At 63.3% G+C, this 12881-nt stretch carries 12 protein-coding genes; 7 read left to right on the forward strand and 5 right to left on the reverse strand.

Annotation, left to right across the window (positions count from 1 at the left end):
* Positions 1-61 precede the first annotated feature (61 nt).
* Together NLX68_RS22430 and NLX68_RS22435 are read left to right on the forward strand one after the other, a co-directional pair.
* The gene (locus tag NLX68_RS22430) at positions 62-1438 is read left to right on the forward strand and encodes an L-serine ammonia-lyase (protein ID WP_254285851.1); all 1377 of its coding nucleotides are present in this window, start codon (positions 62-64) and stop codon (positions 1436-1438) included.
* Between the two features lie 165 nt (positions 1439-1603).
* Positions 1604-2902, forward strand: coding sequence for a serine/threonine transporter (locus NLX68_RS22435; protein ID WP_254285852.1), 1299 nt, complete (start codon positions 1604-1606; stop codon positions 2900-2902).
* A 20-nt stretch (positions 2903-2922) separates the two neighbouring features.
* Here NLX68_RS22435 and NLX68_RS22440 read toward each other — a convergent pair whose 3' ends face one another.
* Complete coding sequence (locus tag NLX68_RS22440; RefSeq protein WP_254285853.1) at positions 2923-4581, reverse strand: alkaline phosphatase D family protein; 1659 nt, start codon at positions 4579-4581, stop codon at positions 2923-2925.
* 174 nt (positions 4582-4755) lie between these two features.
* Between NLX68_RS22440 and NLX68_RS22445 the strand changes: the two genes are divergently transcribed.
* Positions 4756-5163 (forward strand): OsmC family protein, encoded by a 408-nt coding sequence (locus NLX68_RS22445; RefSeq protein ID WP_254285854.1) that lies wholly within the window; start codon positions 4756-4758, stop codon positions 5161-5163.
* Here NLX68_RS22445 and NLX68_RS22450 read toward each other — a convergent pair.
* A complete protein-coding gene (locus NLX68_RS22450; protein ID WP_100783100.1) occupies positions 5160-5837 on the reverse strand; it encodes a DUF3313 domain-containing protein in 678 nt (225 codons plus the stop codon). The two genes, NLX68_RS22445 and NLX68_RS22450, sit on opposite strands and share 4 nt — an antisense overlap.
* 162 nt (positions 5838-5999) lie before the next feature.
* Between NLX68_RS22450 and NLX68_RS22455 the strand changes: the two genes are divergently transcribed.
* Both NLX68_RS22455 and NLX68_RS22460 read left to right on the forward strand, forming a co-directional pair.
* Positions 6000-6500, forward strand: coding sequence for a GNAT family N-acetyltransferase (locus NLX68_RS22455; protein ID WP_254285855.1), 501 nt, complete (start codon positions 6000-6002; stop codon positions 6498-6500).
* Positions 6501-6926: 426 nt separating this feature from the next.
* Positions 6927-7229 (forward strand): DUF3077 domain-containing protein, encoded by a 303-nt coding sequence (locus tag NLX68_RS22460; protein WP_254285856.1) that lies wholly within the window; start codon positions 6927-6929, stop codon positions 7227-7229.
* Positions 7230-7259: 30 nt separating this feature from the next.
* Here NLX68_RS22460 and NLX68_RS22465 read toward each other — a convergent pair whose 3' ends face one another.
* From NLX68_RS22465 to NLX68_RS22475, 3 genes are read right to left on the reverse strand one after another with little or no spacing between them, the layout of a single operon-like run.
* Positions 7260-8006: an enoyl-CoA hydratase gene (locus NLX68_RS22465; protein WP_254285857.1), complete on the reverse strand. Its 747-nt coding sequence runs from the start codon at positions 8004-8006 to the stop codon at positions 7260-7262.
* Positions 8007-8030: 24 nt separating this feature from the next.
* On the reverse strand, positions 8031-8636 hold the full coding sequence (locus NLX68_RS22470) for a helix-turn-helix domain-containing protein (RefSeq protein WP_115086538.1): 606 nt from the start codon (positions 8634-8636) through the stop codon (positions 8031-8033).
* Positions 8637-8682: 46 nt separating this feature from the next.
* Positions 8683-10632, reverse strand: coding sequence for an FAD-dependent oxidoreductase (locus NLX68_RS22475; protein ID WP_254285858.1), 1950 nt, complete (start codon positions 10630-10632; stop codon positions 8683-8685).
* A 184-nt stretch (positions 10633-10816) separates the two neighbouring features.
* Here NLX68_RS22475 and NLX68_RS22480 point away from each other — a divergent pair, with 184 nt between their 5' ends.
* The gene (locus NLX68_RS22480) at positions 10817-11854 is read left to right on the forward strand and encodes an ABC transporter substrate-binding protein (protein ID WP_254285859.1); all 1038 of its coding nucleotides are present in this window, start codon (positions 10817-10819) and stop codon (positions 11852-11854) included.
* 75 nt (positions 11855-11929) lie between these two features.
* The gene (locus tag NLX68_RS22485; RefSeq protein ID WP_254285860.1) at positions 11930-12685 is read left to right on the forward strand and encodes a class II aldolase/adducin family protein; all 756 of its coding nucleotides are present in this window, start codon (positions 11930-11932) and stop codon (positions 12683-12685) included.
* Positions 12686-12881 lie beyond the last annotated feature (196 nt).

Raw genomic sequence — 12881 nt, forward strand, 5'->3', positions numbered from 1 at the left:
CCATCAATTTTTTAACAGTGCCGTTGTGTGACATGGAATGTTGCCTCGGTCAGGCATTAGCATGGCTATCAGTGTTTTCGACCTTTTCAAAATTGGCATCGGGCCGTCCAGTTCCCACACCGTAGGGCCCATGCGGGCGGCGGCAACCTTTGCCCGGGCCCTGCGTGAGCAGGGTGTGCTGGAGCAGGTGAGCCGGGTCGAGGTGCGCCTGTACGGTTCGTTGTCGGCCACCGGTGTCGGCCACGCCACCGACCGTGCCTGCCTGCTCGGGCTGATGGGCGAATGGCCCGACCAGATCGACCCGCAGAGCATCGAGCCGCTGATCGCGCAATTGCAGCAAAGCCAGGTACTGATGCTCGACGGCCGCCGGGCGATCCCGTTCGACTGCGCTACCGACCTGCTGCTGCTCGACGAAAGCCTGCCGTATCACCCCAACGCCATGACCCTGGAAGCCAGCGGTGCCACCGGCTCGTTGCTGCAGCAAACCTATTACTCGGTCGGTGGTGGTTTTATCGTCGAGGCGGCGCAAGTGGGCGAGGCGGGCAACAGTGCCGAGCAGGTGCAGTTGCCCTATGACTTCGACAGCGCCGCCGAGCTGCTGGCGCTGTGCAAGCAGCATCAGCTGCGGGTCAGCCAGGTGATGATGGCCAATGAACTGGCCTGGCGTGAAGAGGCCGAGGTGCGTAGTGGCCTGCTGAAGTTGTGGGCGGCCATGCGCGAGTGCGTCGACAACGGCCTGCGCAACGAGGGCATTTTGCCTGGCGGGCTCAAGGTCAAGCGCCGCGCCGCCAAGCTGCACCGCAGCCTGCAGGAGCTGGGCAAGCCCAACGTGATCGGGTCGACCCTGAGCGCCATGGAGTGGGTCAACCTGTTCGCCCTGGCCGTCAACGAAGAGAACGCCGCCGGCGGGCGCATGGTCACCGCGCCCACCAATGGTGCGGCGGGGATCATCCCGGCGGTGCTGCATTACTACATGAAGTTCAACCCCGATGCCTGCGACAACGACGTGGTCGACTTCCTGCTCAGCGCCGCGGCCGTGGGCATCCTGTGCAAGAAGAACGCCTCGATCTCCGGGGCCGAGGTGGGTTGCCAGGGCGAGGTCGGTTCGGCCTGCGCCATGGCTGCTGCCGGCCTTGCCGAAGTGCTCGGGGCAACGCCGATGCAACTGGAAAACGCCGCCGAGATCGCCCTGGAACACAACCTCGGGCTGACCTGCGACCCGGTTGGCGGCCTGGTTCAGGTGCCGTGCATCGAGCGCAACGCGATCGCTGCGGTCAAGGCCATTAACGCCGTGCAGATGGCCTTGCGTGGCGATGGCGAGCACTTCATCTCCCTCGACCGGGTGATTCGCACCATGCGCGACACCGGCGCCGACATGCATGCCAACTACAAGGAGACTTCGCGCGGCGGCCTGGCGGTCGCGTTCGTCGAGTGTTGATCGTTTAAAAAGCAAGGCTTCGCTGGCAAGCCAGCTCCCACAAGGATTGCACCCATCCTGTGGGAGCCGGCCTTGCCGGCGATGGGCTGCAAAGCAGCCCCAGGTTTTACCCAGCAACAAAGCAGTTCGTTCATACGCAACAAAAACAACTACAAGGCAATATCGATGACTGAATTAAATAGCACCACGACCGTTCGTGTGGACTCGGCCGCGCCTGCGCAAAGCCGTGCCTGGAGCCGTCACGACACCACCTGGGTTCTGGGCCTGTATGGCACCGCCATCGGCGCCGGCACCTTGTTCTTGCCGATCAACGCCGGGGTAGGGGGCTTCTGGCCGCTGCTGGTGTTGGCGGTACTGGCCTTCCCGATGACCTTCTATGCCCACCGTGGCCTGACCCGCTTCGTGCTCTCGGGCAAGCGCGGCGCCAGTGAAGACATCACTGAAGTGGTCGAAGAGCACTTCGGCGTCGGGGCCGGCAAGCTGATCACCCTGCTGTACTTCTTCGCCATCTTCCCGATCCTGCTGGTGTACAGCGTTGCCCTGACCAACACCCTGGGCAACTTCATGGAACACCAACTGCACGTGACCCCGCCACCGCGGGCGCTGCTGGCCCTGTTGCTGATCTGCGGGCTGATGATCGTGGTGCGCAGCGGCCAGGGCATCATCGTCAAGGTCATGAGCCTGCTGGTCTATCCGTTCGTTGCCGCGCTGTTGCTGCTGGCCCTGAGCCTGATCCCCAACTGGAATGGCGCCTTCTTCGCCCAGGCCAGCGAAGGCATGCCCCTGGACCTGTTCTTCAAGACCTTGTGGCTGGCCATCCCGGTGATGGTGTTCTCCTTCAACCACTCGCCGATCATCTCGGCCTTTGCCGTTGACCAGAAGCACCGCTACGGCGAACAGGCCGACGCCAAGAGCGGCAAGATCCTCGCCAGTGCCCACGTGATGATGGTGCTGACGGTGATGTTCTTCTGCTTCAGCTGCGTGTTGGCCCTGAGCCCGGCGGATCTTGCCGCAGCCAAGCAACAGAACATCTCGATCCTGTCGTACCTGGCCAACCACTTCCAGACCCCGGTTATCGCCTTCGTGGCGCCGTTGATTGCCCTGGTGGCAATCACCAAGTCGTTCCTCGGCCACTACATCGGTGCCAGCGAAGGCTTCCAGGGCATGATCGTGAAAAGCCTGCGCAGCCGCGGCAAGCAAGTCTCGGCCAAGCGCCTGGAGCAAATGACCGCGCTGTTCATGGTCATTACCTGCTGGGCCGTGGCGACCCTGAACCCGAGCATCCTCGGCATGATCGAGAACCTCGGCGGGCCGATCATCGCCTGCCTGCTGTTCCTGATGCCGATGTACGCCATCCACAAGGTGCCGGCGCTACGCAAATACTCGGGCAAGGCCTCGAATGTGTTTGTGGCTCTGATCGGCTTGATTACCCTGTCGGCGATCCTGTACTCGTTCTTCGCTTGACCCGAGCACCAAGCGCCGGGTTACTTGAGCACCACCCGGCGCTTGGTCAGCTCACCATCCTCGCCACTGGGCCAGTGCAGCTCCACCAGCACTTCGGTCTGCTGGCCATCCAGTGACGGGCGCACGCTGAGCAGGGCGAAGTTCTTCGAGCCGGCCATGGCGTACCAGCGCTCGCAGACCATGTTGGCAATGCCCGGCATCTGGCCACCGCTGCTAATGGCCATTTTCAGCATGCCCGGCGCCGGTAACCGCGAGATGGCGCTGGAGGTGACCTGGAACACCTTGGCCGCCGGGTACTGCTTGTGCAACAGGCGGAACACCGCCGCGCAGTGCACGTCACCGCTGAGAAACACCACCGGCGTGGCGCTTTTGCCCAGCGCCGCATACACCTGATCGAGCAGTACCTTGCGTTCGGCCAGGTTACTCTTGTGGTCCCACTCATCCATGCAGTCATCCTTCAGCGAGCCGAAATCGGCGCCGTTGGTGACCACGCTCTTCCAGTGCAGCAGCGGCACTGGCGAGACGATGAACACTGCTTTGGCATTCTGCACCACGGCACTGTTCAACCACGCCTTGAAGCGCATCATCTGCGCGCTGCCGAGAATCTTGTGCGGGTCCGGGGCTTCGACATCGTGGTGGCCGCGCATGTCCAGCACATAGAAGGCCGAGCCGCCTTGCTCGAAGGCATAGTCCCAGTGGCAGTCGTCGGGCTTGTCGAGGTTGATCGAGGTGACCGGGTTATGGCTGTGTTCGTACTCGTAATAAGCGCGGCAGGCGGCGCGCCACATGAGGTCGACGAGCATTTGATTGGTGGCGCCGTTGCTGGCGCTTTCGAACAACAGCGAGATGCGTTTTTGCCGCTCCTTGCTGCTCAGCGAGCCCCAGCCGTCCATGATCTCGTGGTCGTCCCAGATCATGTACTGGGGGAACTGCTCGTACACCTCGCGCAGGGTGGGGATGTTCCAGTACACCCGGTAGTACCAGCGATAGATGTTCAGCAAATACTGCTCGATGCCGGCCTTGTCGTAGCCATTGCCTTGCTTGAACTGGGCCAGCAGCGCCTGCTTGTTGTCCTTGAGCCATTCCCAGATATCCAGGAAGCCGTTTTTCTTGTTGGTGTCGACGTACATCTGGTCGCCACCGCCGATGACGAATTGCGCGCGCTGATCGATCAGTTGCTGGTGCAGCAGCGGCCAGCCACCGGCGCTGCCGTCAGCGCTGATCGGGTCGTGGCAGCTGTAGAAGCCGAAGGTCAGGGTGCCGGGGTTGATGGCCGGCGTGTTGAAGCTCTTAGGTGTGTCGGCACCGATTTCGGTGCGTCGGCGGATGATCAGCGGGTCGGTTTCGCTGCTGATCAGGGCGTAGTAATAGGTGCTTTGCGCCTTCAGGCCAGTGACTGCAAAGACCCCGGTGAGGTCGCTGTCGAAGCTGAATTTTTGCGCCTGGATGAACACCGGCTTGATCTTCTGTTGTTTCAGGAAGTCGGCCACGGGCAGCTCATTCAAGCGCTGCAGGTCACCGCTCAACGGCGTGCTGGTGACCACCAGCACCCACTCGCCGGGCATGTACACGCGAAACCACAGGCGCACGCTGGTCGGCGTGATCGCACCGATGATCGCGGCGCTGGCAAGCTTGGCGTATTTGCTTTCATTGGAGGTGGGGTCCAGGAGCTGGGACATGGTCGATTTCCTTATCAGGTGGCGTTGTTGTTCCGATAAGTAAAGCGCATGGGCGCGGGGTTGCCAGCCTCGACCGTTCTGCCGGCAGGACGCTGAAGTTCAATGGCGCGACTGGCGATGATCTGTGTCGGGCGCTAGGGTAGGCGGGTGTTCCCATCCCCGATAAGGAAGCCCATGAGCGCATCAACCGTTTACGCCGACCTTGGCGATGTCCCGTATCAGGTGAGCCTGTCTGCTGGTGCCCAGCAGTGGCTGGCCGATGAGCGCCGCGAGCTGGGCGGCCATGACAGCGGCCCCAATCCGCACCAATTGCTGCTCTCGGCCCTGGGGGCGTGCACCGCCATTACCTTGTCGATGTATGCACAGCGCAAGGAGTGGCCGCTGCGCCATGTGCATGTGCAGCTGGATATCCTCAGCGAAGTGAAAACCCCTGAGGCGCGCACCGAGATCAAGCGTGTGATCGAACTGCACGGTGATCTCGATGCGCCTCAGCGCGAGCGGCTGCTGGCCGTGGCCAATGCCTGCCCGGTGCACAGGCTGCTCAGTGGCAGCATTGTCATCGACAGCGAACTTAGCGGCTAGCGCGACTCGCTCTTGAGCTTGGCAAAGCTTTTGCGCAGGTCACTGGCCCAGCCGTCGAGCACCGGCTTGACGTTTTCCAGGGCCAGCTTGGCGCTGTCATTCTCCAGGGCTTTGCCGCTGCCTTTGCGTACCACCTGGGCCACCACCTTGTTGCTGCCACCGTCGAGGAACGCCGCCTCGGTGGCAATGTCCACTTCCTGGTCGCGACCACCGGCGGCGGTGTTGACGGCGGCGGCCACCAGGGCGATCGGGATCACTTCGTAAGGCTTGAGGCCTTCGGTCTTGGTCGACACCGCGGTGATGGCCGGGCGCACCACCAGCACGCCAGGCCCCGGCCCCTGGGCCAGTGGCAACACGGCACCCAGTTCACGCTTGAGCGCAGTGTTGTAGTACTGGGTGATCTGGCCCAGGGCTTGCGCCGAGATCACTGCGGTGGGCTGTGGCTTGGGGTAGAACTGGCTGGGTTCGATATACACCTGGGTGAAGCGCGCGGCTTTCACCTGCGGATCGATCCAGCGCATTACTGGCTGGCCGGAGATGCTTTCGGCAGGCTTGAGGCGGCTATAGTCCTGGAGGAACCCGGAGTACTGGCTGGGGTCGACCCGGGAGCTGGCGCAGCCAGCCAGCACGACAAGGGCGGAGCAGAGCAGGGTGGAGCGCAAGGTGGGCTTCATCGACTTTCGTATCCTTGGCAATGACCGCACGGGACAGGGAGTTGATCGCCTGAACAACGCTAGCAGCTCTTGGCCGGGCCGCCAGCGATCGACCGCAAAGCGCTCGTAAAGGGGCCTGTCTATGCAATACTCGTCGGTCCTTACCCACCTCAGGACCCCGCAATGGACTTGCCCCGCCGCCTGCGCAGCAAACAGCTGAAACTCCACGCCCCGGAACTGACTTTTGCCGCGCAACTGCAGGCTGTGCTCAACGCCAACTACGGCTTCCACCGTGAATTTTTGCCCTGGGCCCGCGACGACTGGACCCTGGAACAAGCGCGGCAAAGCCTGCTTCAGGCCCGGCAGAACTGGGCAGCGCCCCAGGGCGAAAAACGCTATTACCTGTTCCTGGCCAGCGGCGAACTGATCGGCTGCCTGGGCGTGCGGCCGGATGCCCAGGGCAAGGTCGGCTTGGGCTACTGGATCGCCGAAGCCCATGCCCGGCAGGGCCTGATGACCGAGGCGCTGGAAACACTGCTGCCGGTGCTGGAAGGCTCGCTGCTGTGGCTGACCACTTCGCCGGCGAATGTGGCCTGTCAGCGGCTGGCGGAAGGGCTGGGGTTCAGGCGGGTGGCTTCGGCGGGTGGGGCGAATGCGCGGTTGCGGTATGAGTTGAGGTGCTGATTCAAGGTCGGCGTTGCCTGGATTACGAGCGCTGCGCGCTCGATCGCTGGCAAGGCCAGCTCCCACAAGTTCAGCGTCACGCCGGCCACTGTGGGAGCTGGCTTGCCAGCGATGAGGCCGGCACAGCGCTAGCCAATCTCATGTCCTAGGACCTATCCTACGCAGTCTGTCGATATCACGCGCTTGCCCGGGGAAGGTCTGCACACTAGGCTCGCTCGGTCACTGAATGTTCGGTGATCGGGTTTGGCGACCCGGCAAAATGATACTGACAGAAAGCTTCCATTTCTTAATGGTGGCCATGTGCGGGAGGGTTTCGACCCTGCCGGGTTTCTCCAGTGTCGTCCCGGTTCGCCAACCCGCACATGGCTGCCACCCATTCGTTTGGCGACGGTGCAGTGGTAGCTCCTCTACGACCTGGAGTTGACCATGAAAAAGCTCGTCCCCGATCCCCCAAGCCTGCACCTCGCTGCAACCGTCGAAACCCCTGTCAACAGTTGCCCGGAGCATCCGCCCTTGTTCAGCGTGTGCGCAGGTGTCAGCGCCGAAGACGCGTTGGTGCATGCCTTGCTGTACCTAAAATGTGCCAGCGCCACTATTGGCCAGGCGGTGCAGCACTGCAGTGAGGAAGGACGAGGGTTTGTCTGGTCGGCCCAGCAATCGGTGGAGCTGGCCAGGGCGCTGGTGGATGCGTTGCTGGATGGGATTGAGTTGAGGGTGGTGAAAGACTGATTCGGCGTTGCCTGGATCGCGGGGCAATCGTCAATCCTTGACCAACGCCCGCAACGCCGCTTTCGCCTCTGGCGACTGCAGCCGCTCGATAAACAGCTTACCTTCTCGTTGAACAGTGACCTCCAGCTCCTGCCGATGAGCATCCTTGAGCAAGCGCTTGCTGATCCGCAGTGCATCCTGGGGCAAGGCCTGCAGGCGCTGGGCCAGCTTGCGCGCCGCCGCCAGGCATTGCTCACCCTCTTCATGCAGCTCATTGGCCAGGCCCCACTCGACGGCCTGTTCGCCCGTGAGCAGCTCATTGCACAGCAACAGTCGCGCCGCCCGCGCATGGCCGAGCAGCCGTGGCAGCAACAGGCTGGAACCAAACTCCGGGCACAAGCCCAACGGCACGAACGGCAGGCGCAGTTTGGCCGAGCGGCTGACCAGCACCTGGTCGCAGTGCAGCAGCAGGGTGGTGCCGATGCCGATGGCCGGCCCCGCCACCGCAGCAATCAGCGGTTTGTCCAGGGCCATGATCACCCGCATCAGGCGAAACACCGGGCTGTCCATGGCAGTGGGCGGGTTGTCGAGAAAATCCTTCAGGTCGTTGCCGGCGCAAAAACACTGTGGGCCACCGGTGAGCAGGATCACCTCGACCTGCGCATCCTCGGCCGCTGCCCGCAACTGATCGCCCAACTGTGTGTACATGGCCGTGTTCAGCGCATTGAGCTTGTCTGGGCGGTTGAAGGTCAGGGTCAGCAGGCCCTGGTGCAGTTCGCGTGTGATCAACTCGTTCATGGCGTGCCTGTGTTGTTGTAGGTATCAGAACGTCGGCGGGGTGATCACCCAGATCACCACCGCATCCACTTCGCCAGGGTTGCCGTAACGGTGCGGCTCCTGACTGGAAAAACTGAAGCTGTCGCCTTCGCTCAGCTGAAAATGCCGCTCGCCGACCCACAGCTCGAAACTGCCGGACAGCAGGTAGCCGGCTTCTTCACCGTCATGGCTGTAGCTTTGCTGGCTGTAGGTGCCCGGCGGGAAGCGCGAGTGCAGAATCTCCAGCTGGCGGTTGGGTTGCGGGGTGAGCAACTGGTCGACGATGCCGTCTTCGTAATGCACGCTCAGGCGGCTGTTCTTGCGCACCACGTAACCGTTGTCTTCCGGGGCGGTGCTGGCTTCGCTGGCGAAGAACCACTGGATGGTCACGCCGAGGCTGCGGGCAATATTGAACAGCGCCGGGATCGACGGGTAGGAGAGGTTGCGCTCCAGCTGGCTGATGTAGCCGGCAGTCAGTTCGCTTTGCTCGGCAAGCTCGGCCAGGGTCATGCCGCGGCGCTTGCGCAGGCCGCGGATGCGGGTGCCGAGAAAATGCGGGGCGCTGGTGCCTTCCTGGCTGGCGGCGGGCGGCGTCTTGCTGCTGTTGCTCATGGCGTGCTCCGAACCGCACTGTCAAAGCCCCGGAGTATAAACAGGCTTACAGGCTCCAGGCGACCTTCAAACCGTCGTAGACGGCTTCTTCCACCGTGCGCGGGGCCAGGCAGTCGCCGATGCGTTTTACCTCGACCAGGCCGTGCAGTTGCGCGGCCAGGCTATCGACTGGCTGATGGCCCTGGCACAGCACCAGGGTGTCGATGTCTTCGAAGATCATCGGCTCGCCGCTGGCGGTGTGTTGCAGGTACACGGTGTTGTCGTCGCAGCCGTACAGGCGTGCATAGGGGGTGATCGGGATGCCCAGCTTGTGCAGCTCGCCGGCCATCTGGTCGCGTACGTACAGGGGCAGGCTTTCGCCGCAGTGGGTGCCGTTGACCGCCAGTTGCACCTGGTGGCCTTCACGCACCAGGCGCTCGGCGATGCCCGGGCCGATCCAGTCGCAGCGCCAGTCGACCACCAGCACCGAGCGCCCGGGCTTGGCCTCGCCGCGCAGGATTTTCCAGGCGTCGACCACCTGCAGGTCGCCGCCGCGCTCGAAGGCCGGCCAATAGGGTTCGGCGCCGGTGGCGATGATCACCAGGTCGGGCTGCTCGCGCTCGACCAGGGCGCGATCCACGCGCGTGTTGCGCACCACCTTGACCCCGGCCAGGTGCATCTCGCGCTGCAGGTTGGTGCTGGCACCGCCGAACTCGGCCCGGCGCGGCAGCAGTTGCGCGAGCAGCACCTGGCCGCCGAGCTGGGCGCTGGCTTCATACAAGGTGACGTCATGGCCGCGCGCTGCGGCTACCGCTGCGGCTTTCATGCCGGCCGGGCCGCCACCGGCGATCATGATGCGCTTGCGTGTAGTCGCCGCCTGCAAGGTGCCGAACTGCTGCTCGCGCCCGGTTTCCGGATGCTGGATGCACGAGATCGGCAGGCCCTTGTGAAAATGACCGATGCAGGCCTGGTTGCAGGCGATGCAGGCGCGCACGTCTTCGGCGCGATCGCTGCGGGTCTTGTTGGGCATCTGCGGGTCGCAGATCAGCGCGCGGGTCATGCCGCAGACATCGGCCTGGCCACGGGCGAGGATCAGTTCGGCTTCCTGGGGCTGGTTGATGCGCCCGGTGACGAACAGCGGGATGTTCAATTGCGCCTTGAAGGTCCCGGCCTCACGCGCCAGGTACGCCGCTTCGATGGCCATGGGCGGGACGATATGTACCGCGCCACCCAGCGACGCCGAGGTGCCGGCGACGATATGCACATAATCCAGCTCGGACTGCAGCATCTTCACCGCAGCCAGCGATTCATCTTCAGTCAGGCCCTCGGCATCGCGCTCGTCGGCGCTGATGCGTAGGCCGATGATGAAATCGTCTGCCGTCGCCGCACGTACCGCGGCGATCACTTCGCGGACAAAGCGCAGCCGTTGCTGCAACTCACCGTTGTAGCCATCGGTGCGGCGGTTGACCCGTGGGTTGATGAATTGCGCGGGCAGGTAGCCGTGGCTGGCAACCACCTCGACGCCATCGATGCCGGCCTGATGCAGGCGCCGGGCCGCGGCGGCGTAACCGGCGACGATCTCGTCGATCATGCCCTGGTCGAGCGCCCGCGGCATCACCCGAAAACGCTCGTTGGGCACCGCCGACGCCGAGTAGGCCACCGCCAGCAAGCCATCACTGGACTCCATGATTTCCCGCCCCGGGTGGAAGATCTGCGACAGCACCACGGTGCCGTGAGCATGGCAGGTCTCGGCCAGCTGGCGGTAGCCGTCGATGCAGACATCGTCGGTGGCCATCAGCACGTGGGAGGTGTAGCGGGCGCTGTCGTGCACCCCGGCCACCTGCAGCACGATCAGGCCGACGCCACCGGCGGCGCGAGCCTGGTGGTAGGCAATCAGGCGCTCGTTGACCAGGTTGTCGGTGGGCATCGAGGTGTCGTGGCCGCTGGACATGATGCGGTTCTTCAGGCGTTTGCCCCGGATTTGCAGCGGTTCGAACAGGTGCGCGAAGGTCGGCATGCGGGTCAGGCTCCAGCGGGGTGTTGTTGTTGTTTTTTCTATAGAAGTGTACCACCAGTAAAAAATCAACTTGTTTTTTTACTGACGTTTGACTAGCGTGCAATCACCCCGGGTCCTGGGGCACACCTCACAACAACAAGAAAACGGGCCACGCATCACGTGGTACCGGCAAGAGGAACCATTGATGAAATCGAACCTGCTCAAGCGCTCTCCCTGGTTGCTCGCCCTTGCGGTCGGCAGCGCCCTGGCAGCACCGGACATGGTCGTGGTCGCCTACGGTGGCGCCGGCCAGAAAGCCCAGGATGCGGCGATCTTCAAGCCGTTCAGTGCCCAGGACGGCAGCACGTTGATCCAGAGCGAATACAACGGCGAAATGGCCCGGATCAAGGTCATGGTCGATACCGGCAACGTCGACTGGGACCTGGTGCAGATCGAAGGCCCGGACCTGATGCGCGGCTGCGACGAGGGCATGTACGAGCGCCTCGACTGGACCCGGCTCGGGCGTACCGAGCAGTTGATCCCCGATGCCGCTCAGGAATGCGGCTCGGCAGTGCTGGTGTGGAGCGTGGCGATCGCCTACGACCGCAACAAGCTGGCCCAGGCACCGACCTCGTGGGCGGATTTCTGGGACGTGAAAAAAATCCCCGGCAAGCGCGGCCTGCGCAAGCGGGCGGTGTACAACCTGGAGTTCGCGCTGATGGCCGACGGGGTCAAGGTCGAGGACGTGTACAAGGTCCTGGCCACCCCCGAGGGCGTCGACCGCGCCTTCAACAAGCTCAGCGAGCTCAAGCCCTACATCCAGTGGTGGGAAGCCGGCGCGCAACCGGCGCAGTGGCTGAGCGCCGGTGATGTGGTGATGACCTCGACCTACAGTGGCCGGGTCGCCGTCGCCGCCCAACAGGGCAGCCCGCTCGCCCTGGTGTGGCCGGGCAGCCTGTACGGCATGGATTACTGGGCGATCATCAAGGGCTCCAAGCATGTCGACCAGGCCAAGCGCCTGATCGCCTTCGCCAACCAGCCCGACACCCAGGTGCGCTATGTGAAGGAGATTCCTTACGGGCCGACCAACACCCAGGCCGCTGCCGAGCTAGATCCGCAGCTGGCCAGCTGGGTGCCGACCTCCAGGCAGAACCTTGAAGGCGCGCTGTCGATGAACGTCGAGTTCTGGGTCGATCATGGCGATGAACTGGAAGAGCGCTTCAACGCCTGGGCCAGCCGCTGAACCCTCGCCGTGGCTGGACATCGAACGATGTCCAGCCCTATTGTCTGGCCAGCCTTTCGCCTGAGGACAACAATTATGACCGAGACCGAAATCCACCTGCGCCAGGAGCTGGCCGCCTGCTACCGGTTGATCGCGCACTTTCGCATGACCGACCTGATCTTCACCCACATCTCGGTGCGCATTCCCGGCCCCGAACACCATTTTCTGATCAACCCCTACGGCTTGATGTTCGATGAAATCACCGCCTCCAACCTGGTCAAGATCGACCTTGAGGGCAACGCGGTGCAGGCGTCGCCGTACCCGGTCAACCCGGCCGGTTTCGTTATTCACAGTGCCATTCATGGCGCCCGCGAGGACGCCCAGTGCGTGCTGCACACCCACACCAAGGCCGGTTGCGCGGTGGCTGCGCTCAAATGCGGGTTGTTGCCGGTCAACCAGATTTCCATGGAGTTTTACGGCAAGGTCGCCTACCACGACTATGAGGGCATCGCCCTGGACATGGCCGAGCAGCAGCGCCTGGTGCATGACCTGGGCGACAAGGCGGTGCTGATCCTGCGCAACCATGGTTTGCTCAGTGTGGGCCGCAGCATCAGCGAAGCCTTCCTGCGTATGTACTACCTGGAGAAAGCCTGCGAAATCCAGCTGACGGCGATGGCCGCCGGCGAGCTGGTGTTGCCGACGGAAGAGGTCTGCGCCCACACCGAACGCCAGCTCAACGAACCGGCGCGGGCCTTGAAGGAAGGTGAGTTGAGTGATCCGGACGGCATGCAGCTGGCCTGGTCGGCGTTGCTCAGGTTGCTGGATCGGGTGGCGCCGGGCTATCGCGACTGACACACATACCCTGTGGGAGTTGGCTTGCCAGCGATCGAGCGCGCAGCGGTCGTAACCCAGTCATCACCTGATGTGCTGACTGCACTGGCCTCATCGCCGGCAACGCCGGCTCCCACAATGTGGACTGCCCCCAAGAAGTTGGACACCAATCCAACCCTTGGGGGAGTTATGAGCAAGTACTCAGAGCATTTCAAGC

Origin of the sequence: Pseudomonas sp. SBB6 (assembly GCF_024213215.1) — a bacterium.
In the GTDB taxonomy this organism is placed as follows: Bacteria; Pseudomonadota; Gammaproteobacteria; order Pseudomonadales; family Pseudomonadaceae; genus Aquipseudomonas; species Aquipseudomonas donghuensis.